Consider the following 20,109-nt stretch of genomic DNA (forward strand, 5'->3'; position numbering starts at 1 on the left):
TGGACCAGACTGCCAGGCCCCACCGACACCGTCGGAGCGGCGTGAATTCGGTGGAACCGTTCGGCTCCGACGTGCGTCTAAACGGTCGTGGATGAATTCGCGGAGGACCTGGACCTGCCAGCGCTGTCCGGGTGGATGGAGGACACCCGACAGTTCACGGCGACGGCGGAGGCGGCGTGCCGTCCGGAGGCTGTCGAGGCCCGTGCCTACGCTGCCTGTGTGACCGCTCCACATCTGGAACAGATCGTCGCTCGCCTCGCCGCGCAGACCAACCGGCCCGAAGCAACCACTCAAGCTGACATCTACTCGCTGTTGACCCAGGCCGACATCGGGCTGGGAACAGACGAGGTCGCAACGATGGAAGCACAGGTGGGTGACGGGACCCGTCGCCGGATCGACGTCGAAATCGGCCAGTGTGTCATCGAGGTGAAGAAGAACCTGCACGCCGCTGACCTGGCTGCCGCCGAAGAACAACTCGGCGGATACGTTGCGCAGCGGACTCAGGCGCTCGGCCGGTACGTCGGAATTCTCACCGACGGCAGCGAGTGGCGCCTGTACCACCTCAACGACGATGTGCTGGAGCTGATCTCGACCCACACTCTCAGTGCGACCAATCCGAACGCCGATGAGCTCCTGGTCTGGTTGGAGTCGGTGATGTCGACACTGACCGCCATCAGTCCCATTCCAGAGGAGATCGAGAGCCGCCTCGGTGCCCAGTCCCCGGCGCACAAACTGGACGCGGCCGAGCTGCAAGGAATCTACGAGGCCAACAAGGACAACAAGGAGGTTCAGCTCAAGCGCCAGCTGTGGGCGAAGCTGCTCCGCGCTGCGTTGGGCGAGGACTTCGTCGACAGCGAAGAGCTGTTCATCAACCACACCCTGCTGGTGACCACCGCTGAGCTGATCGCCCACGCGGTACTCGGCTTCGACGTTGGGCCGACCGGCACTCTGACTGCGCAGCAGATCACCAGCGGATCCGAGTTCTCCAACGCACGCATCCGTGGTGTAGTGGAGGCCGACTTCTTCGACTGGGTTACCGACACCGAGGCCGGTGAATCGTTCGTCCGCAACCTCGGCCGACGGGTGTCCCGCTTCGACTGGAACGCCGTCGAGCACGACGTACTCAAGATCCTCTATCAGTCTGTCATCACCAAGGAGACGCGCGAAAGCCTCGGCGAGTACTACACGCCGGACTGGCTGGCCGATCGCATGGTAGAAGCGTTCGTCTCCGACTCCTTGAACTCGGTGGTGGCCGACCCCAGTTGCGGCAGCGGCACATTCCTGTTCCACGCGGTACGGGGCTACTTGGCTGCGGCCGTCGCCGCTGGAACCGACATCGACGAGGCGGTGCAGCAGGCAACCCACCATGTGGTCGGCATCGACGTGCACCCCGTGGCCGTCACTCTGGCCCGCGTCACCTATCTGCTGGCGCTGGGGCGGGAGAACATCACCTCAGCCGGCCGAAAGGACCTGACGGTCCCGGTCTACCTCGGTGACTCGATTCAGTGGCGGCAAGAAGACGACATCTTCAGCAGCGAGGCCGTTCGCGTACGGACCGACGAGGCCGACCTCGCCGGCGGAGGCGGGCTGTTCACGCTCGACTTGCTGTTTCCCCGCTCGGTGCTCAAGAACGCCACCGAGTTCGACTACCTGGTCTCCGAGATGGCCGATCGGGCGCTCGTTACCGAACCTGCGAACGCGGGCAAGGCGATCTTGCCTGTCCTCAAACGCCGCGGGATCGCCGCGGATAGCAAGGACGGGAAGATGCTCGCCGAGACCTTCTCGAACCTGTGCACGCTGAGAGCACAAGGACGCAACCACATCTGGGGCTACTACGTCCGGAATCTTATCCGCCCACTGTGGCTGGCCGAACCAGAGAACCGAGTCGACGTGCTCATCGGGAATCCGCCGTGGCTCCGCTACAACAAGATGACCGGACCGATGCAGGTGCAGTACCGCGCTCTCTCCCGGGACCGGAACCTGCTCACCGGTGCACTCGGGGCCTCAGGGCGTGACCTCGCCACACTGTTCGTCGTTCGTGCCATCGAGCTATACCTCCGCCGGGGTGGTGAATTCGCGTTCGTCATGCCACATGGGGTGATGACTCGGAGCCCCCACACAGGCTTCCGCAGCGGTGACTGGCGCGGCGACACCGGCAACCACCTCACCGTGAAGTTTGAAGAGAGCTGGGATATGAAGGGAGCCGACGCAGCAATCGGATTCCCGATCCCGTGCTGCGTGGTGCACGGAAAACTGTCCGAGTCACCCGGAAAGATGCCCGTCACTACACGCGCGTGGGCGGGGAGACTGACGCACCCCGACGTGCCGTGGTCAATCGCAGCGGAGAAGATCACAACAGGACCCTCCACGGTGCGCGCGCTCGACCATGGTGCGGTTGTTGTCGAGAGTCCGTACAAAGAGCGCTTCCGAAACGGGGCGATCCTCTACCCTCGCTCGCTCATGTTCGTCGTCGACGCACCGGCAGGCCCCCTCGGAGCCGGTGCCGGCCGCCGGGCGGTCACCTCCTTCCGGAACAACTTGGAGAAGGAGCCGTGGAAGTCGTGCGACTCGCTGAAGGCGAACGTCGAGAACCGCTTCATTCGGCCGGTATATCTCGGCGAGCAGGTGCTCCCGTTCCGCACGACAGCGCCCCGTGAAGCCGTACTCCCGATCACCGACACCGCGATCCTGTCCGCCGACGAACTGGAACTCCACCAGGGCCTCAACAGCTGGTGGTCGGAGGCGGAGGAGGTGTGGGAGGAGCACCGTCCCGCGCGCGAAACACTGCCGCTACGGGACCGGATGAACTTCCACAATCAGCTCTCGTCGCAGTTGCCGGTCACTGCAACCCGGGTCGTGTACACGGCGTCGGGCAACGCAATCGCCGCGGCGATCGTCCGCGACTCAAGGGCACTGATCGAGCACAAGCTGTACTGGGCGCCGACGATGATCGAAGCCGAGGCTCACTACCTGGCGGCGATCCTCAACTCCGCACCCGTACTGGCGAATGTGCAGCCGCTCCAAGCGGTGGGACTGTTCGGGCCGCGCGACTTTGACAAGCACCTGTTCACCGCGCCGTTCCCCACTTACGACAACGAGGTGAGCCTGCACGTCCAACTGGCGGAGCTCGGCAAACGAGCGGAGACCGAAGCCGCGAAGGTCGACATCAGCAGCGCCAACACGTTCCAGCAGGCGCGCACCCTCGTACGCGCGCATCTGGACAGCGAAAACATCCTGCACGACATCGTCGAGGCCGTGACCCAGCTGCTACTCACCGTGGGCGACGCGGCGTCCTGACCCGCCCCCAGGCATGCCCAACTGTCACCGCTGTCCACCAGAAGGAGACCCGATGTCTGGAGACGATCTCGTCGAAGACGAAGCAACCGATGACTACATCGAGACGCTGAAAGGCCACATCAGCGGCCTCAACATGTTGATCGACACCCTGATGGGCAACACGGCTGACGGAATCGAGACCACGCCCGAGGAACAGCGCCAGGCGTGGGAGGACGGAAAGGAAGCCGCCCGGCAGAGGGTCTCGCCGCTCGACAACCCCTACCGAACCACCGACGAGGGTCGGCACCTCCTGCCGCAGCTGTGGCGAAGCGGGTGGTGGAGCGTCCGGGAAGGCGACTTGACCTGACCCTTAGCGTCGAGTCCCTGGAGCCCACGGATCGTGTTCCGCTGAGGGCGAATCGACGGCGAGGCTGACCGGTCGTGTCCGTTCCTGTGGATACGCTGCTCCCGGGGCAATATCTGAACGGGAGGGGCACGTACATGGCGCGGGAATGGTCGTACTGGACGCGCAACAAGCTGCAGATCCTCGCCGACTACCTACCCCGCTTCAATTCCGCGAGCCAGCGGTCCGAGCAGCGTATATACCTCGACCTCATGGCCGGTGAACCCGACAACGTCGAGAAGCACACCGGGGAGCAGTTCGACGGGTCACCGACCATCGCCCTGAAAGCCGACCCCGGGTTCACCGTGCTCAGGTTCGGAGAGCTGGGCTCCAAGGCCGACAAGCTATCTGCCGCACTGGCGCAACGGTTCCCCGGAGACAACCGGTACCGGGTCGTGAAGGGCAACTGCAACGAGACGATCGACGGCGTCCTGCAAGAGTTGCAGCCGGTCAACTGGGCGCCGACGTTCGCTTTCCTCGACCAGCAAGGCGCGGAGATCCACTGGAGCACCATCGAGAAGGTGGCGCGGTTCCGACAGAACAAGAACGGCTGGAAGACCGAGCTGTGGATGCTGATGTCGCCGGCGATGATCGCCCGCGGTGTCCGCGGAACCAACGCCGAGGAGTTCGCGCAGCAGGTATCGCTGTTGTACGGCGGGGATGACTGGCGTCGGATCCTGCGGGCGTTGCGCTACCGCACGATCACCGCGCCGCAGTACCGGCAGGAGATGGTCAACCTCATGCGGTACCGGTTGGAGACCGACCTCGGTTACCAGTTCACCCATCGGATCCCGATGACGATGTCCACCAACAAGATGACGATCTTCGACATGGTGTTCGCGACCGACCACGACGCCGGCGACCGGATCATGCGGCACCTATACAACCAGGCCGCGCAGCGTGAGCCCGAGATGATGCGTCAGGCTCAGGCGGCGAAGGCTGAGAAGGAAGCGGAAGAAGCCGGGCTGATGGCGCTCTTCGGTCCCGACGAGATCACGGTGAAGCCCAGCGACACCCTCGGCCAAGTGCTGTGGACACCGGAGCCGACCTGGAACCCAGCCTCACGCGACTGGTGGTAGGCCGGCAGGAGACGACTCCTAACCGGTTGCGGCCCCGGGCATCTCGTCCCACAGCTGCCCGTCGAGTTCGCGGCCGAGCGCCTTTGGGGTACGGCCACCCCACTGCTTGAAGAAGAACGGCACCTCGGCTTCGGTGCAGGCGTCGCGGATGCCACGGACCCAGTTAACGTCGACGGGCCGGTAGCGGGGGCCGGACTCACCGCCCGCGATGACCCAGCCGATGCCGGCGAGGTCAATGCCGTCCAGCGGTCCGATCAGCGGCTCGCAGGACAGGAACCGCACCGCGGCCGGTACTTCGCGGAGGTGGTCGACCCGGCTGAGCACGTCCGCGTTCTCCACCGACACACCCATCCAGAGGTTGTCGGGCCAGTCCAGCTTGTCGGCGACGCGGCGAAGGCGCAGGCTGCGCTTGGTCAGCACCTGGTAGGTGTGCTGCGGGGTGTCACGGCAGACGTCGAACACGTCGCGGATGAAGTCGATCGGCACCTTGGCGTGGAAGAGGTCCGACATCGAGTTGACGAACACCACCCGGGAATTGCGCCAGCGGCGCGGTTCGTCGAGGGCTTGCGGATGCACGGTGACGCCGAAGCCGGGACCGGAGGTACGGGGGTCGCCGTCGACCTGGTACTTCGCCGAACCCATCGCCTTGAGTCGCTTGGCCAGGGTCATCGCGTAGCAGTGGTCGCACCCGGCGGAGATGCGATCGCACCCGGTGACGGGGTTCCAGGTGGCCTCTGTCCACTCGATCGCCGAACGATCCGCCATCGACTTCTCCTCGCCCTGCGGTTCCTTGCTGTCGCGGTCACTCTATGGTGAGCCACCGACGCCCCCGCGGTGTTGCAACTGTGACCGGTGTGTCGTATGTGACTATGGGCAATGGCCGTCAGCGGCGGAGGGCCTTCTCGACATCCGTCAACGCCAGGCTGAAGTGTTCGCGCGCCAGGTCGAGATGCGATTGCCGGCGCAGCGCCAGCGTCGTCCACGCCGTCTTCAGCAACTCCTGGTCCGGCCGGCGTCCCAGAGAGAACACACGGTTGATCTCCGGCAGTACCTCGTTGTTGATCGCGCTCAGGTCCCGCATGACGGCACCGACACCAGACTTCAGCGGGCTGTCGTCCAGCAACGCCAAGGCCACGAAGATGTGCGGCTCGACCGCCGTCACCCATCTGTCCAGGAAGCGCGCGATCCGGTTGCCGAACTCGTAGCAGAGGGGGTCGCTGGGGTGGTCCTGTGGGACGTTGTCGGCACGCGGGACGTTGGGGTCGAAGGTCGCTGGAAGATTCATGATGTAGTCGCACAGACTGTGCGTTTCCAGGCCGACCTGCATGATCGCACCCCAAAGGTCGCCGAGGGCGTTGATGCGCTCCCGGCGGCGTTCGAGTTCGTAGTCGATCAGCCGATCACGCCGGCCCCGGGTGGATTCCCGCAGCGCGACGATCACCGCTGCGAAGGTGGCGGCGCCGGCGATCCACTCCGCCAGCGGACCCCACTGTGGTGTGCCCCAATGGTGAACCAACCCGAACCCGACCAGGAAGACGAGGGCGATCGCGACTCCCAGGCCGGCGACCAGTTGCCCGCGGCGTCGCATGGGTGTCTTCACGACAGCAGCGGGAGCGCCGTCTCGATGATCGCCTTCCCGAGATCCGTTCCCGCTGCGGTGGCGATCGACGTCATCGCGGTGGCGGCAAACGCCTTCAACCGGCCCGGCTTCGGCTCCTCCGACTTCGACTCGGCGCGGATCTCCAACGCCAACTGCTCCGCTTCCGCGCGCACAGTCGCGTCGGTGACGGCGGGCAGCGCCCGCTCGATCGCCTCCGCGAGCGCCTGGGCCTGTTCGACCCGCTGCTGGACGTTGACGGTCTGCGTGACGTTGTTGCCCCCGAACGCGACGGCGACACCGCTGCTTCCCTCGATGTGCAGGTAGGGACTGTTCACCTCAACTACTCCCGGGAGGTCTCGAACGGATCGGCCGGACGCGGCGTACTTCTCGCCGTAGGGGGTCAGGCTGGGTCGGACGACGATCCGCTGCATGGTGCCGGTGCCATTGACGTAGCCCTCCTCCATCAGCCACTCGAGCGCGGCGTTCAACTCCTCGCGGGTGACGTCGGTGTCGGACCAGGACGTCGCCGCCATGAAGGGGTCGGGCAGCGCCTCGGCGATGGTGTGTCCCTCGATCCGCAGCTCGTACAGCCACGCGAGCACACCGTCGCGCAGACGCCACAAACGCTCGGCCTTGTTCATCCCCGGTTCCTCCTCCAGCTCGGTCGGATCAGCGTATGCGGAGGCACCGACACCTTCGGGAGCTGAACCGGTCGTCTACGGTCACCAGCACTCCCCCGCGTGCGCCGTGAAGCAGTCCGGGCACACCGCCGGTTCCGATCGCGCGCCCGCACCCGCCTTCGCCGGCACCCCGGAACCGTACGGGCACTGCAACGGCTCCACCTTCAAGTCCGGGAGGTACTCGGCCTTGAAGCGTGCCAGCTGTGTGTCGACGTGCTGGCGCAGCCCGTCGCTCATCTCACCGCGGAAGTGGAGCAGGGCGCGGTGCACCGCTTCGTCGTAGCCGGCCTGCGTCGCGTTGGCGGAGAACTCGCCGTCGAGCAGCCGCTGCACGGCGCGGCGGCAGGATGCCACCTGGTCGCGGCCGACGTCGCGGAGTTCGGACGCTTGGTCGACGGTGAGGCCGTCCTCCACCTCGCGCAGCGTGTGGCCGAAGTGGCAGTCGGCGCGGCGGAGCAGGTCGAGGATCTCGTCGCGGTAGGTGTCGGTCACGGCGGTGAGCATCGCACGGACGGGTGACACCCGCGGCTGGTTATCGGCGTGCACCACTCGTTGCCTCCCAGCAGAAGGGGGGAACGCGTGGTTCCCCGGGGGGAACAGAAAACCCCAGGTCAGCGGCAGGGGGGAACGGGGGAACCGTTCCACCCACCCTCTCCCGAACCGGACACAGATACTGTTAAATAACGTTCAGTAGTTAGTTAGTTTAAGTAGTAGTTTCTACCTAGTTACGTCCCTGTATGTCCGTTTGCCTGCGGGAGGGGGTGGAACGGTTCCCCCGTTCCCCCCCAGGGCTGACCTGCGGAAACGTGTTCCCCCCGGGGAACGCGTGTTCCCCGCCGCGGCGCGGTCAACCGCAATCTGCGTGCACGTTGGTGAATCAGCCCACCCGCCGCGTACAACAAAGCAGCCCCGCCACCGAATGGCGGGGCTGCTGAGAAAGTGGAGCTGCTAGGCGACGTTGACGTTGCCGATGTTCGGCACCGACTGCAGGATGCCGGCTGCGGGTGCCGGGTTCACGGCGACCTTCGTCACCACACGGAACCGGGTGCCGTCGAAAGCGATGTCGTCCGAGGCCTTGACGACCTTGAGGGCGTCCTCCACGTAGAGATCGCGTTCGGATGGCTTGCCTCCGCGGCGGGTGGAACCGAGGACCTTCTTCGCCTCGCCCTGGGTGAGCCCAGCCGGGCCTTCCCCGACGATCTTCGCGATGATCCGCCGCGCGCAGGCCTCCACTCGCTCGCGATCCGCCGCGCTCGCTACACGGATGCCGTACTTCCGCAAAACCTCCGCGTCACCGGCCTCGTCCTGAGCCGCGTGATCCTTGGCGGCCTCGCAGTAGGCGCGGCTGCGGCGGGCGTGCTCCATGATCACGCCCGTGTGCTCCCAGCACTCCTCGGTCACCACCAAGCTGCCGTGGTAGGCCGCGACCAGGCAGGCGAGGCGCACCCGCACCATCAGCAGGTGCGAGTCCATGTCGCTGACGCCGACCAGCGTGTCGATCGAGCCGTCCTCCTCGTTGTCGTCCATCGCGAGCTGGATCGACTCGCAGAGAACGAAGACAGTCTCGTGTCCAAGGGCCAGCGACGGCGCCGGCTGCGGACCCGGGTTGGCGAGGACGGGCAGGCCCACCTTCCGGAACGGATCCGTCACCGCGGAGTGGATGTTGCGCTGCACGTAGCCGACGCCCTCCGACGCGAAGTACGGCCCAGACTTCTTGGGCTGCAGCCCCGAACTCATGAACAAGTTGTACGGGCTCACGGCCCCGCAGATGGCCAGCTTGGGGCCGGCGTTCCGCGACGAGTCACCGATGTCGGCCCGCGCCCACGCCGAGCAGACCGTCTGTAGGGATGTGTTCTGCGGACCGGTGGAACGTGCGATGAAGGCACTGAGCTCGTCCTCGTGGACGTGGATCGAGAGGTGATCGTTGGGCTTGAACCGCTTCTGCCCCTTGATCTGGACGCCGGTCTCCTCGTTGAACACGGGCTCACTTCCGCCGTACAGGTCGACGATGACCTGGCCGGAACCGAGCCGGTGGGTGAGGTTGACATCGGCTCCGGTCAACGGGTACTCCCACGTCCCCTCAGCGAAGTTGCGCCGGACCACGCCGAGGGTGGCCCAGTCGGTCGGCGACAGGTCCGCACGCCCGGTCTGCGTCTTGCCGGTGCCGGCGCGTCCGACCAGCACCACGAAGGTCGACAACGACACACCGGGATACGGGCCGAGGTCGGTGGGCAGCCTGTTCCCGAAGCGGATCAGGTCCATCAGGTAGAGCCCGATGGGGTGGACGTTGCGCTCGGACCGTGCTTTGTGGAACAGCGCCCGGGTGCGATCCGAATAATCCATCACGCCCGCGATGATCTCGGGTGTGCTGTGGAACCCGAGCGGGTACAGGGTTTTGCTCGTGGGATCGAAGCCCTTGGCCTTGACCCGCTCCCAGATCTCCTTCTTGCCGGCTGGGATGCTGGCGTCGATGGCGGCTTCCGGCGACTGGTCCACCTTGTTCTCCGACGGGGCACTCGTTCCGGCCGGAGTAGCCGTCTGCGTCGTGGTCTCCGTACCGGTAGCCGCCGCGGGCGCCGAAGCGGCCGGGACGCCCCGCATCATCGGTGGTGCCCCGCGCACCTGCCCCTCCCCGGCGTCGAAGAAGATCTCGCCGTTTGCCTTGGCCTGCTCGCGGCGTTCAGCAGCCGCTTCCCGGAGCTTGGCCGCCACCGCGCGGAGTTCACCGGCGGTGCCGTGGTCGCCGCGCTCGTCGGCGCGTTCAGCGGCCTCGTCGAACGACTCCGCGTCGAGGCCGTGCAGCTCGGCGCGATCCTCGCCGATGTTGATGTTGACTGCGGCGCAGGCCTCCTTGAACGTCTCACCCGCGAGCACCATCCGCAGCTGTGCGCGCGACAGGTGCTCCCCGTCGAGTGCCTCCTTGGCGATCATGGTGCCGGACCACACGTGGGCGCCGCAGCCGTACTCGGAGCAGCCTTCGTGCAACGTCAGCGACTTGTCGGTCGACGCGCCGAGGTAGTGGTACTCGGGGCAGCCGCACCCGCTGTACCGGCCGGTGAACACGATCTGGCCGAGGCCGTCGAGCCACTGCTCCCAGGGAACGTCGTCGATCAGCTGATCGAGCTCCGAGCTGCGGGCGTTGCGCTCCACCCGCTCCCGGGGCTGCACGGGCGTCAGGATGCCGTGCAGCGGAGCCAGCTCCGGCGGACAGGGCACGCTCCGATCGAACAGCCACATCGGCGCGACCTGCAGCGCCGTGAGTTCGACGGACGGATCGAGGGCACGGTTGACGAGAACGGCGTACTGCACACCAGGTGCCACCGCCAGCTGCGATCCCGGTGCCATCGCGTACCGGCCCGCGGCCAGGACATCGATCACGCCGCCGTTCGGAAGGTCGATGCCGATGGTGCCGCTGTGCGGCAACGTCGCCGGGTCGATTCCCTCGGGCAGCAGCAGCCAGGTGTGGGTGCCGCCCCGCTTGGTGTTGGGCTTGCCCGAGTCCTCGTCGCCCTCGACGGTCGCGAGGATGTCGGACGCGTACTGCGACTTCGCCGGAAGTACGAGCGGGACGATTCCGGCCGCTTCCACCGCTGCGGTGGCCGCGAAGTCCTCGGCGTCGAACGCGATCATCCGACTGTTGACGCCCATGACCGCGGCGAGGTTCCCGCCGGCCACCCGATGCGCGTACGCGGCGTCCGCGGTGAGCCCCGGGTGCGACGGGAACCCCGGAGGGGGTTGCCGCTTGCCGCCCCCACCCATCGGGATCAGGGTGGCGCCGACCGCGCACATCCGCACGATGGTGTCGTACATGGCCTGCTGCGGCGAGACGGTCTCCCCTGGTGCGACCGGCGGCGCGGTCGGCGCCGGACCAGCCGGGGGCACGACCCCGGTCAACGGCTTCGGCGTGAACTTGCGCTTGCGGGGCTTCATCCCCCAGCCGACGCTGCCGTCACCCTTCGGGCGCTCGAGACCACGACGCGCCATCTCGGCGACCACGTGGGCGTGGGCGACGCCGAGTTCACCGTCGGGCAACGTGATGTCGTCGATGGCGAGTCCGACGTCGCTAGCCCAGCCGGCCGCCACCTCGTCGGTCCAGTGGCGCTCGGAGTTCGGGGTCATCGACCCACCGCCTCAGCCACGAGGAAGCCGAAGTGCACCTGGGCGCCCTTGACGATCTTCAACGCCTCGCGATCGTCGCCGGATTCGACTGCAGCCGAGAGCATCCGGACGAAGGCGCGGCTGATGCCGGCGGTGCTGATGGGCGTGGCGGAAGCGCGGGGTGCAGGAATCTGCTTGTGTGCCATATACTGATCTCACTCACTTAGATAGTTCGGAACTTCGGTTCTGAGAGACAAGCCCCGGCCGCCCGCCGGGGTTTTTCTTGTCTCCGGGGATGTTTCAGGCGCCGACGGACCGCAGCGCGGCGTCGAATCCGGTCCAGCAGTCCGGGCAGGCCCCGGCGCGGTACAGCAGCGACCCGTTGCCGACCGAAGCGACCCTGACCCCACCGTCCTCGGGCAGCGAGATCCGTCCGCAGCAGTCGCAGCGGTACTCCTCGATGCCGCCGGCCTCCAGCAGGTGCAGACACTGCGGGCATGCCACCAGGTCCGGCTTCCACGCCACGGCCCACCCGGGCACCGAGCCGTCCGGACGCGGATCGTGCATGCAGGTACGGGCCTCACCGGCGACCCACGCCGTGGTCACCGACAGCATCCCCAGCCGGACCCACATCGGGACGTCGGTAGACGTCACAGCGCCGTTCGCGCCAGGTAGGGCCGCAGTCGTGGCCTCGATAGCCGCCACCCGCTGCCGGCGCTCGGGGGTGTCGTACAGCGCCTTCACCGCCGGGTGGTTCATGTAGCAGAAGATGGCGCGCAGGGACTCCGGGTCGGTCAGCGCGTCGTCAAGCGCGGCGGCCAGCTTCTCGGTTTCCGAGGTGCTCATGTCGTTGCGCTCCTTCGCGTTTCGGTTTAGTAGGTCAGGCCGGTGTACCGGCCAGGGCACCGTGCAGCGGCTCCCAGCCCGCCGGGGCCGGCACGGCGCGGTCGAACAGCCACTTCGGACGAGCCATGATCACCTCGGCGAGCCGCTCGATGACAGTGGTGGAGTTCGCCGCGAGATCCGTCACCGGAGCGGAGGCGACCGGCGACTTAGCCTTGTAGGCGTCCACCGCTTCCTGGGTGGTGCGGTACTGCCGGGCCACCCGGAACCCCTTCAACTCCTCGCGCTGGATCATCCTGCGCACGGTGGTGGAGCACACGCCGAGCTGCTCGCCGGCCTCCGCGGTGTTCAGGTAGGTCATATCCGTTGTCTCCGTTCGTTGGAGTCGTTCTGTTCCTCAAAGCCGTTGTAGCACACTAAATCTCGGCGTAGATTCTCTAAAACAGAGACATCGCAGGTCAGAGGCGGTTAGGACAGAATTACGAGTTTTGTTCCAACTTTCGGCGTGTCGCGCACCCATCCAGAATCGGAATCCGCTGCACCCACTCTGATTCTCTGCTTTAGAGAATGGATCACCCCAGACAGCACTGCGCCCCCAGCCGAGATAGCCGGGGGCACAGTGCAATTCATCACGCGGGATCAGTCAGCCGTCACCGCCGCCAGCAGCCGTTCCCGCACCCCGGGCGGCACCCCCAGCAGCGCGGCCGCCTGCTCCCGTACCTCCTCGAACAAGTTGCCGTCCCAGTGTCGGTTCGCCTCGGTGCGGCCCCGCACGCTGAGCAGCAGGAGCAGGTCCACGGGCTCCATGTCGAGGCCGTGATCCCTGGCGCGGACGAACTCCTCGAAGGTGTCGAACGGCGGCCAGCTCGCCCCGCGGAACGACTTCCAGCGGTCGTCCTGGAGCAGCTTGGACAGCCAGAGAACGACGCCAGCCGGGTCTCCGCCATCGCTCTCGATCGCGGAGTGGAGACGGCGCCAGTCCAAGTACTCCGGACTGAATCCGATGCGGGTGACCCGCGTGCTCGGCGCGGTCACAGGTCCTCCACCGAGATGCCGGCCTTGATCTCATCGACCCGTACCCGGTACTCCGGGTCCTCGATGTGCGGTGCGCCGAATGCGGCGGTCGCGAACACGCGATCCCGCTCCCGCTCCTGCTCCCAGTCCGCACGCTCGGCGTCCCGCAGCATGTGCAACTCCTCGGCCAGCCCGAAGATGGGGCTGCCGTTGCCGGCTTCCGCCGCCGTCACGTAGGCGGCGATCTGCTCGTCGGTGGTGGCGTGGTCGACGAGCTCCGCCACACCGAGGTCCATCACGCTGCGAACCACCATCTCGGTGTCGGTCAGGGCCATGGTCAGCCTTGCGGACTCCGCGGCGATGGCGCGCAGCTCGTCGCGCAGGGTCGTGAGATCGGCCAACAGCTCCGCGCTCGCAGCAGCGGTGGCGGCCGCGACGATCAGCTCCAGCTCATGGTCGGTCGTGGTGGCGGTGACCAGATCGGTCAAGTTGTCGTAGATGTTGTCGTTCATGGTTGTTGTTCCCCTTTGGGGTAGTTCGGTTTCTATCGGTCCGGGCGGACCCGGCGACTGACAGCTCTGCGTCTGCCGGCCACCGCCGCTCGCCCGGCTCACGCCGTGGTGATCCACGCCCCGCAGCACAGCACCTGGGTGCGCGGGTCCGCCCGGATCGCCTGCCACCGCTCCCGCGCGACGGGATCGGTGGCCACCAGCGCGCAGAAGCTGCACCCGCACTCGGGCACCATCCGCGCCAGCAGTTCCCGGCACGCCTGCGCTTCCGCCTCCGGGGTGGACGGGTGATCAGCCCGCGCCTTCAAGGCGGCCACACGGCGGACGTTCACGGGGCCACCAACCCCGACTCGGCGCCGATCCGTTCTACAGTCGCGATGGTCTGCGCCCGCTCGATCACCGCGCGCCATACAGGCGGGTGCATCAGCCAGTTCGCGAGGTCCCAGCACGTAGTCCCGGACTGTTCGGCTCCTGCGACGATCTCGCGTTGGGCGGTCACGAGGTCCGGTCGCCCGACGATGATCCCGTTGACGTTCACGCCGCGGTGTTCGGCTTCGGCAACAGCGCCGATGTACAGCACCGATGCCGACCACCCACCTCGTTCGGCTGCGAGTTCACGAGCCGCCTGACCGACGACCTCACCGCTGAGACCGGCCGGAATCAGCACGCGAATCGGCGGCGGTGGATCGATCGGAGTCCACCACGCATCGATCAGCTCGCGGATCCGTTCCTGTGCGGCGGCGGTGATCCGCTCGGCGGCGGCCTGCGCGTCGGGGTCGCGACGCAGCTCGGTGACGAGCGGATCATCCGTGGCACCGGGCAGGCCGCACTGGTCCGCGAATGCCTTCGCACTCGCGTACACAACGCCATAGCGGATCGCGCAGCCCGGCAGACCGAGATCGATCAGGTACACCGCCGCAGCGCGGCGGCGGTCGAGGATGCCGGTGCTCATCGCCGTGCCTCCCGTCGAGCGCGCCACGCGTGCAGCAGCCGCTTCCACCACGGTGCGCGGGCCGTGTACTGCGCAGGTCCCTGGTATCCGTCGCGACTCATGCCCGCCACCTCACTCACGCCGCGCAGGTGCGCGAACTCCGACACGATCGCCCGCCAGCAGCGAGCCACCGTCATTTCGACGGACATCACCTCGACGCGGGACAACTGGCCCCACGCCTCCATCGCGCCGCCGGTCAGCAGCTCGAACGCGAGGACTTCGTGCATCGCCTTCTCCTCCGCGTACGCGGCCGCCGTCGCCGCGGCGAACGCACCGGCCACCAGCACCATGGCGTCCCTGTTCGGCAGGTCCGGCGGCAGGCCGGCGGCGGCGATCCGGGTGCCGGCGGTGCGCCAGAGCGCCGTCACGGCGGGGGTCAAGGCGGCCATCACGCGTCCCCCTTCAGTGCGTCCTCGCGGCGGATGCGAAGCGTCTTGCCCGATCGCACCACGGGCACGGCGCCGGCCTTGATCCGGCGGCGCGCGGTCTCCGTCGAGATACGCCACAGCGCGGCGTACTCGGCGACGGTGAGCAGCTCCGGCGGCTCAATCTTCTCGGTCTCGTCCACGTCCCTCTTCCCTTCCGAAAACTTCACTACACTTGTTGTAGCAAAGTTTTATTGGCATTCAATTGACTGCCACTGACCGTCACCGTAGACCGCTTCAGCGCCTCTGTCGAGCCATTCCTGAGAGCGGTTCTCTAAAACAGAGAATAGGGGCAAATATTCTCAGAAACGCTGGTACCAGCGGCTATACGGCAGGAGCCGGGCTCATGTGCAGGATCGTGCAGGCGACCCGGAAATCCATTCCGAGAATGTCTTGGAATTGCTGTACAACAGGTGCATGAACCAAATTCGCTTCACAGCAGCAACGTTCCTTACCGCCACGATCGCGGCCTCCTGCGCGGCCGCTCCGGCCGCCGCCGACCCCACCGGCGCGTGCGCCACCCCGTCCCCCGAACTGACCCACTTCTGCAGCCAGCTCGATCAGATGCAGCAGCTGCACAGCCCGCCGGTGCCGACCACCACTGCACCCGGCACCAGCGGTGGCGAGACTCTCTACGCCGGGCATCCGCTCTGGCACTACCTGGTGCTCGGAGCGGTGGTGGCCTTGGTGATCGCCGCGGTGGTCAAGCTGGCGGGCTCCGCTGTCGACGACGCGGAGAAGACCGCAGCGGAGCAGGCCGCCGAGCTTGACCGCGGCCGACGCATCGCACAGGACGCCGGCACCGAGCACGCGGAGAGGTCCCCGGAGGACCTGCGGCGCTACGCCGACTTCGGGTGGGCGGTGCCCTGGCAGCAGGGCACCGCGTTCGGCAACCTCGTCACCCGCGACGGCGACACTAGCCGCGTGTACGCCGCGTGGGCGGAGGCATGCCAGCTCGCACGCCTCGGTCACTGGGATGAGGCAGGGACGTTCACCCCCGCCGCGGCGGTGGTCAACGTCAACGGCTACAGCGACGACGACACCGGGGACTTGGAGCTGGCGGTTAACACCGCCGACTACACCGTCGGCGCGCGGGAGTTGAACCGCGTGCTCGAGCACCTGGTGCGCACCGCGCGCGTCGAAACCGCGAGCGACTTCACCCGCGACGCCGTGCGGGACTGGCACGTAACCCGGCTCAGCATGATCCCGAAGCAGCAGCAGGCCGCACCCGCCCCGGAACCGGAAGCGTCCGTGCCCGATCCCGCCGCCGGCTGGGAGTGGTGACGGTGGCTGACATCGACGCGCTCCTCGGCCGCAGCGGTGCGGCTCGCGCCGCGCGCCCGGCTCCCGAGCCGGCGCAGAAGAAGGCAAAGGCGAAGGCCGGACCGCGTCTGCACGTGGCGGATGAGACCGAGACCGACGGGGAGACCGTTGCACCGACAGGTCCGTCCGCCGCCGCAGCGAAGGCCGCGCAGCAGGCCGCCATCACCAGTGCGGTCGATGAGCTGGCCGCGTTGTGGCGGCAGATCGAGGCCGGCGCACAGTGCCCTGAACCGCAGCGGGTCGACGCGGACGCCACCGCCGAGGAGTCACCGGAGCGGGTGGCGCGACTGTGGACCGCTCGATTCGAGCGGGAGGATTGGAGGCGACATCTGTTCGGCTGCAACGCCCCCGCCCTCGCACGAGTGGACGGCCTCGGAGTAGCGATCAAGGCTGAGATCGGTCCCGACATGGACACGTACGCGGCGATCGCCACGTTCCAGCAGGCGGCGCTGAACATGGGCGCCGGCCGATACGAGGGGAAGCCACTCCCCGGTGTTGGACCCCGCGGCGGGCAGCTGGTTTTGCTGTGGCGCAGCGTGGTCGGAGTCGATCCGGCGACCGCGTTCCGAGCGGTGAACCACAACGCCTACCTCATCTACGCGGACCTGAATCAGCGCCGCGAAGCACTGTGGTTCAACGCCGGACTCGCGGTCAAGAAGATCGACCGCCGCTACGCGCAGAAGCCGAAGCAGCCGACCGTCTACCGCTACGAGTTCCCGCAGATCATCGAGTGCCTCGCCGACACCGGCCGCGGCCCCGGCTTCGTCGTGGAGATGCACCGGGAGCAAGCCCGCGAAGACTTCGAAGCCGCGCTACCGAAACTACGGGGGCTGCTCCGTTGCGACCTGAAACTGATCGAGCGCAAGCCCGGCCTCGTCGAGATCCAACTGCTTCACCGCGCGAAGGCGAACTGGCCCGCACAGACGCCGCTCTCCCCGTCGCAGCTGTGGCGTCCCCGCAGCAAGGCTGAGGCCCTCCTCGCCGCGCGCGACGGCATCCTCGTCCCTGTCGGCGTGACGCAGGAGGGACGCCCGCTGATGCTCGACCTCCGCCGTCGGCCGCATCTTCTGCTCACCGGAACCAGCGGCGCGGGCAAAAGCACCCTCTTCCGGCTGATGCTCCGCGCTCTGCAACTCCAGCTTGGTGTCGGAGGCACGCTGATCCTCGCCGACGGCAAGGGCGCCGACATGGTGGCCGTCTACGGCGAGGGCATCGGGCAGAACTTGAGCGTGGAGGACGCCTCGATTCACCGGGCGATCGCGTACCTGCACGACGAGTTGCTCCGCCGCAAGCGCATCTACAAGAAGCTCGTCGCGCGCCGGCTCCCGGACAAGTTCCCGTTGTTGGTGCTGTGTTTCGACGAGTTCGGGGCGTGGGCTGGCCGCGGCTTGGCGACGGGTTCGTCGAAGCGCCGCAAGGCCGGCGTCGAGGCCGCGATGGAAAAGCTGCGGTTCATCCTCCGGCAGGGCCGCTCGCTCGGAATCCATGTGCTGCTGAGCACCCAGGACGTCACGGTCGAGTCGGGCATCAACACCGCGCTGCTGAGCGTGGTGTCTAGCCGCATCGTCGTCGGGCAGGTCCAGGGAGGATCCGGTTCGGCGATGGACAAGCTGTTCTCTGCGTCGGAACGCCCACGCGTCGCGGAAGCCGGGGCGCACATCCGCCCCGGAGACATGGGCATGGGTGTGATGGTCGACGAAGACGGCGAGGTCGTCGCGTTCAAAGCGTTCTACAACGGCGGCCAGGCCGCGGAGATTCTCGACGCTGCGGTGGCCGCGGGCGGCCGGGCAAGCCGGTTCGCGTGGAAGTTCCCCGATGACGGTGGCGAGTGGCTGCTCCGCACCTGCGCTGCGTTCGAGGACACCGATCCTGTCGACGACATCCCCACCATCGCTCTCGAAGACGAGCACGGCCGCTACATCGCTGAGCACGGCCGCTACGACGAGGGCAACGCCGAGGAGCACGACCCCGGCACGCCCGACGACAACGCCGCACACTCCGGCGCTTTCTGACCTGAACACCTTCCCGAAGGGAGACCTCATGACCCCGAACACCGCCCACGCCGCCATCGAGTCGGCAGCCGCCACGATCGTCACCGCGCACGTCACCGCGCTCGGTCCGCTGGTGCAGATCGCCGACCGTAGCGTCGCTCATCCACCGACCATCGACCGCGCTCTCACCGCGGTGTTGCATCTGAACTCCGCTGGCCCGCAGCTGGACCACGCCGTGAACGGACTGCTCCGGGAGCTGGTCGCCGCCGGGGTGTCCAGGGCGAAGCTCTGCCGGCTGCTGGCTCTGCGCACCTCCGCGCTGACCGCCCGTCTGACTGCGACTGCACCCACCGCGGTGACCGTCCCCGATATCCAACCCGGCAGCTACGGGCTGCGGGACAAGGTGAGCCAGCGCGCCGCGCGGGAGTCTCTGATCACCACGGCCGATGCGGTGCGTGCGGCGTACCTGGATGCGCTGCGCCCCATGGCCACGGTGAGCCAGGGCACCGTGGTCGAGGCGGCCACCGTCGACGCTGCGGTGGAGGCCGTGGTCGGTCTCCGAGTCGCGCGGCGGTCGATGGAGACCGCGGTCGACCAGGTGCTCGCCGCTCTCGTGCTCGGCGGTGTGAAGCGCATGGCGCTGGCGGGGCTGCTCGGATGCAGCCCCGCGACCTTGCAGCGCCGGCTCACCCTGCAACCGCTGGCACACGCGAGGTGGGTGGACCTCGTAGACGACGGGGATGGCGTCTGGACCGTGCAGCGAGTCGATGTCGGTAAGTACTCGCCGGCGCCCGAGGCCGCCGACTTCGACGAGTCCCACTTCGACATCGAAGCCGCGATGAACGCGGCCGCTGGATACGCCCGATGAGCACCGCCGTCCCACCGCTCCAGGTGGCGGCTCGCGATGTCGTGGTCGGGTACCGGCGCGCCCTGTTCCCACTCCGCGACCTCACCAGGTCGGAGTATCTGAACGGCGTCAAGGTCGCCGCGTCGGTCGGCGATGTCATGCACGAGCTGGGCACCGTGACCGACCCGGAGCGGACCACGCCCACCGTCGACACCCTGGAGCGTGCACTGGTCCTGGAGATCATCGCGGCCGGGATCCCCGCATCCACTGTGGCCCGACGGTGCCGCATCGCCCCGGCGACGGTCGCGCGGTGGATCGCGGAGGACTTCGGATGACTCGCCGTCGCGCCCCTACCGCGCAGAACCGGGTAATTGCCAAGGAGCTGATGCGAGAGATTCCGAGGCGGGAGTTGCAGGAGTTCACCGATGCGATCGCGGCGATGGAAGCCCTCGCCGACGCGGACCCCGAAGACGTCACCGCGGAGGCCGCCTTGGACGCTCTCGCCGCGCTTCGGTCACACAGGCCGCTGCTGGACGCTCGGCTCTGGCATCTGCTCGGGCTGGCGGTGCTCGAAGGCACCCGTCCGGCGTACGTGGCGTCGAACGCGAAGGTGCCGTCGCGCACCTTGACTCGGCACCTCGCGGAGAGCCCCGCGGCGTGGTGCGGACGGGTCCTGGTGGCCGATCCCCGGCGCGCGTACGGCTGGCGCACGGAATAGTGCCCCAACGCATGTGCGCGTGAAGATTCCACAACATCCTGCGAATCCTGATTCTCGTTCCGAGACTGTCGCACAACGCGATTCACAAACAATCCCAGAAAGCAAGGCCCCCGTTGTTGCACCAGGCAGCGGGGGCCTACTCATGCATCCCCGAACTCTGCTGTAGCGCAACGCGATAGACGCGGGCTCTTTGCCTATCAATTTTGAGCCGGATCTGTGCCCGCACCCACGTCTACCTGCGGTTCTCTAAAACAGAGACGAAATATGTTGTGGCTCAAGACTTTTAACTCACGTACGGTGGCCTTAGGCGCT

22 protein-coding genes are annotated in these 20,109 nt (G+C 67.2%); 8 read left to right on the plus strand and 14 right to left on the minus strand.

Translation table 11 applies throughout. The annotated features are described in order from the left end of the window. Positions 1 to 219 precede the first annotated feature (219 nt). From B133_RS0110810 to B133_RS0110820, 3 genes are all read left to right on the plus strand, one after another. Positions 220 to 3,297 carry an N-6 DNA methylase gene (locus B133_RS0110810; RefSeq protein WP_036419141.1) on the plus strand — a complete coding sequence of 1,026 codons (3,078 nt, stop codon included), beginning with the start codon at positions 220 to 222 and terminating at the stop codon, positions 3,295 to 3,297. 52 nt (positions 3,298 to 3,349) lie between these two features. Continuing rightward, positions 3,350 to 3,643, plus strand: coding sequence for a hypothetical protein (locus B133_RS0110815; RefSeq protein WP_018601007.1), 294 nt, complete (start codon positions 3,350 to 3,352; stop codon positions 3,641 to 3,643). Positions 3,644 to 3,777: 134 nt separating this feature from the next. Beyond that, entirely contained in the window at positions 3,778 to 4,758 is a 981-nt protein-coding gene (locus B133_RS0110820; protein WP_018601008.1) for a three-Cys-motif partner protein TcmP, read from the plus strand. Positions 4,759 to 4,776: 18 nt separating this feature from the next. Here the strand turns inward: B133_RS0110820 and B133_RS0110825 are convergent, their stop codons facing one another. The 14 genes from B133_RS0110825 to B133_RS0110890 all read right to left on the minus strand — a co-directional run bounded on the left by B133_RS0110825 (position 4,777) and on the right by B133_RS0110890 (position 15,061). After that, positions 4,777 to 5,523 carry a DUF5131 family protein gene (locus B133_RS0110825; RefSeq protein WP_018601009.1) on the minus strand — a complete coding sequence of 249 codons (747 nt, stop codon included), beginning with the start codon at positions 5,521 to 5,523 and terminating at the stop codon, positions 4,777 to 4,779. Between the two features lie 118 nt (positions 5,524 to 5,641). Further along, positions 5,642 to 6,358 (minus strand): hypothetical protein, encoded by a 717-nt coding sequence (locus B133_RS0110830; protein WP_018601010.1) that lies wholly within the window; start codon positions 6,356 to 6,358, stop codon positions 5,642 to 5,644. Further along, complete coding sequence (locus tag B133_RS0110835) at positions 6,355 to 6,999, minus strand: hypothetical protein (protein WP_018601011.1); 645 nt, start codon at positions 6,997 to 6,999, stop codon at positions 6,355 to 6,357. Before B133_RS0110835 ends, B133_RS0110830 begins: the two co-directional genes overlap by 4 nt. A gap of 81 nt (positions 7,000 to 7,080) precedes the next feature. Continuing rightward, positions 7,081 to 7,560: a hypothetical protein gene (locus B133_RS0110840; protein WP_198290994.1), complete on the minus strand. Its 480-nt coding sequence runs from the start codon at positions 7,558 to 7,560 to the stop codon at positions 7,081 to 7,083. A 426-nt stretch (positions 7,561 to 7,986) separates the two neighbouring features. Continuing rightward, complete coding sequence (locus B133_RS0110845) at positions 7,987 to 11,157, minus strand: hypothetical protein (RefSeq protein WP_018601018.1); 3,171 nt, start codon at positions 11,155 to 11,157, stop codon at positions 7,987 to 7,989. Continuing rightward, positions 11,154 to 11,342 carry a hypothetical protein gene (locus tag B133_RS0110850; protein ID WP_018601020.1) on the minus strand — a complete coding sequence of 63 codons (189 nt, stop codon included), beginning with the start codon at positions 11,340 to 11,342 and terminating at the stop codon, positions 11,154 to 11,156. The genes B133_RS0110845 and B133_RS0110850 overlap by 4 nt, the downstream gene beginning before the upstream one ends. A 94-nt stretch (positions 11,343 to 11,436) precedes the next feature. Further along, positions 11,437 to 11,982: a hypothetical protein gene (locus tag B133_RS0110855; RefSeq protein WP_018601021.1), complete on the minus strand. Its 546-nt coding sequence runs from the start codon at positions 11,980 to 11,982 to the stop codon at positions 11,437 to 11,439. A 34-nt stretch (positions 11,983 to 12,016) separates the two neighbouring features. Then, positions 12,017 to 12,340 carry a helix-turn-helix domain-containing protein gene (locus B133_RS0110860; protein ID WP_018601023.1) on the minus strand — a complete coding sequence of 108 codons (324 nt, stop codon included), beginning with the start codon at positions 12,338 to 12,340 and terminating at the stop codon, positions 12,017 to 12,019. 278 nt (positions 12,341 to 12,618) lie between these two features. After that, on the minus strand, positions 12,619 to 13,014 hold the full coding sequence (locus B133_RS0110865; protein ID WP_018601026.1) for a hypothetical protein: 396 nt from the start codon (positions 13,012 to 13,014) through the stop codon (positions 12,619 to 12,621). Then, positions 13,011 to 13,505, minus strand: a complete 495-nt coding sequence (locus B133_RS0110870; RefSeq protein WP_018601034.1) for a hypothetical protein — start codon at positions 13,503 to 13,505, stop codon at positions 13,011 to 13,013. Before B133_RS0110870 ends, B133_RS0110865 begins: the two co-directional genes overlap by 4 nt. Positions 13,506 to 13,603: 98 nt before the next feature. Beyond that, on the minus strand, positions 13,604 to 13,834 hold the full coding sequence (locus tag B133_RS0110875) for a hypothetical protein (RefSeq protein ID WP_018601036.1): 231 nt from the start codon (positions 13,832 to 13,834) through the stop codon (positions 13,604 to 13,606). Next, positions 13,831 to 14,454, minus strand: a complete 624-nt coding sequence (locus B133_RS0110880) for a hypothetical protein (RefSeq protein ID WP_018601038.1) — start codon at positions 14,452 to 14,454, stop codon at positions 13,831 to 13,833. Before B133_RS0110880 ends, B133_RS0110875 begins: the two co-directional genes overlap by 4 nt. After that, entirely contained in the window at positions 14,451 to 14,882 is a 432-nt protein-coding gene (locus B133_RS0110885) for a hypothetical protein (protein WP_018601040.1), read from the minus strand. The genes B133_RS0110880 and B133_RS0110885 overlap by 4 nt, the downstream gene beginning before the upstream one ends. Continuing rightward, on the minus strand, positions 14,882 to 15,061 hold the full coding sequence (locus B133_RS0110890) for a helix-turn-helix domain-containing protein (RefSeq protein ID WP_157625849.1): 180 nt from the start codon (positions 15,059 to 15,061) through the stop codon (positions 14,882 to 14,884). The genes B133_RS0110885 and B133_RS0110890 overlap by 1 nt, the downstream gene beginning before the upstream one ends. A gap of 274 nt (positions 15,062 to 15,335) precedes the next feature. On the opposite strand from B133_RS0110890, the gene B133_RS23330 reads away from it, so the two are divergent. The 5 genes from B133_RS23330 to B133_RS0110915 are packed head-to-tail and all read left to right on the plus strand — an operon-like array spanning position 15,336 to position 19,797. Beyond that, on the plus strand, positions 15,336 to 16,202 hold the full coding sequence (locus B133_RS23330; protein ID WP_081618281.1) for a hypothetical protein: 867 nt from the start codon (positions 15,336 to 15,338) through the stop codon (positions 16,200 to 16,202). Between the two features lie 2 nt (positions 16,203 to 16,204). After that, positions 16,205 to 18,253: an FtsK/SpoIIIE domain-containing protein gene (locus tag B133_RS0110900; protein ID WP_157625851.1), complete on the plus strand. Its 2,049-nt coding sequence runs from the start codon at positions 16,205 to 16,207 to the stop codon at positions 18,251 to 18,253. A 28-nt stretch (positions 18,254 to 18,281) separates the two neighbouring features. After that, positions 18,282 to 19,100, plus strand: a complete 819-nt coding sequence (locus B133_RS0110905; RefSeq protein WP_018601043.1) for a hypothetical protein — start codon at positions 18,282 to 18,284, stop codon at positions 19,098 to 19,100. Then, positions 19,097 to 19,414, plus strand: coding sequence for a helix-turn-helix domain-containing protein (locus tag B133_RS0110910; RefSeq protein WP_018601044.1), 318 nt, complete (start codon positions 19,097 to 19,099; stop codon positions 19,412 to 19,414). The genes B133_RS0110905 and B133_RS0110910 overlap by 4 nt, the downstream gene beginning before the upstream one ends. After that, on the plus strand, positions 19,411 to 19,797 hold the full coding sequence (locus tag B133_RS0110915; protein WP_026256260.1) for a hypothetical protein: 387 nt from the start codon (positions 19,411 to 19,413) through the stop codon (positions 19,795 to 19,797). Before B133_RS0110910 ends, B133_RS0110915 begins: the two co-directional genes overlap by 4 nt. Positions 19,798 to 20,109: the final 312 nt, after the last annotated feature.

It is taken from the genome of Mycobacterium sp. 155, assembly GCF_000373905.1.
Taxonomy (GTDB): Bacteria; Actinomycetota; Actinomycetes; order Mycobacteriales; family Mycobacteriaceae; genus Mycobacterium.

What these genes read in the sequence shown, in the direction of transcription:
- B133_RS0110815 (WP_018601007.1), top strand. Translation starts at nt 3,350, where the DNA reads ATGTCTGGAGACGATCTCGTCGAAGACGAAGCAACCGATGACTACATC.
- B133_RS0110820 (WP_018601008.1), top strand. Translation starts at nt 3,778, where the DNA reads ATGGCGCGGGAATGGTCGTACTGGACGCGCAACAAGCTGCAGATCCTC.
- B133_RS0110825 (WP_018601009.1), bottom strand. Translation starts at nt 5,523, where the DNA reads ATGGCGGATCGTTCGGCGATCGAGTGGACAGAGGCCACCTGGAACCCC.
- B133_RS0110835 (WP_018601011.1), bottom strand. Translation starts at nt 6,999, where the DNA reads ATGAACAAGGCCGAGCGTTTGTGGCGTCTGCGCGACGGTGTGCTCGCG.
- B133_RS0110845 (WP_018601018.1), bottom strand. Translation starts at nt 11,157, where the DNA reads ATGACCCCGAACTCCGAGCGCCACTGGACCGACGAGGTGGCGGCCGGC.
- B133_RS0110850 (WP_018601020.1), bottom strand. Translation starts at nt 11,342, where the DNA reads ATGGCACACAAGCAGATTCCTGCACCCCGCGCTTCCGCCACGCCCATC.
- B133_RS0110855 (WP_018601021.1), bottom strand. Translation starts at nt 11,982, where the DNA reads ATGAGCACCTCGGAAACCGAGAAGCTGGCCGCCGCGCTTGACGACGCG.
- B133_RS0110860 (WP_018601023.1), bottom strand. Translation starts at nt 12,340, where the DNA reads ATGACCTACCTGAACACCGCGGAGGCCGGCGAGCAGCTCGGCGTGTGC.
- B133_RS0110870 (WP_018601034.1), bottom strand. Translation starts at nt 13,505, where the DNA reads ATGAACGACAACATCTACGACAACTTGACCGATCTGGTCACCGCCACC.
- B133_RS0110880 (WP_018601038.1), bottom strand. Translation starts at nt 14,454, where the DNA reads ATGAGCACCGGCATCCTCGACCGCCGCCGCGCTGCGGCGGTGTACCTG.
- B133_RS0110885 (WP_018601040.1), bottom strand. Translation starts at nt 14,882, where the DNA reads ATGGCCGCCTTGACCCCCGCCGTGACGGCGCTCTGGCGCACCGCCGGC.
- B133_RS23330 (WP_081618281.1), top strand. Translation starts at nt 15,336, where the DNA reads ATGAACCAAATTCGCTTCACAGCAGCAACGTTCCTTACCGCCACGATC.
- B133_RS0110905 (WP_018601043.1), top strand. Translation starts at nt 18,282, where the DNA reads ATGACCCCGAACACCGCCCACGCCGCCATCGAGTCGGCAGCCGCCACG.
- B133_RS0110910 (WP_018601044.1), top strand. Translation starts at nt 19,097, where the DNA reads ATGAGCACCGCCGTCCCACCGCTCCAGGTGGCGGCTCGCGATGTCGTG.
- B133_RS0110915 (WP_026256260.1), top strand. Translation starts at nt 19,411, where the DNA reads ATGACTCGCCGTCGCGCCCCTACCGCGCAGAACCGGGTAATTGCCAAG.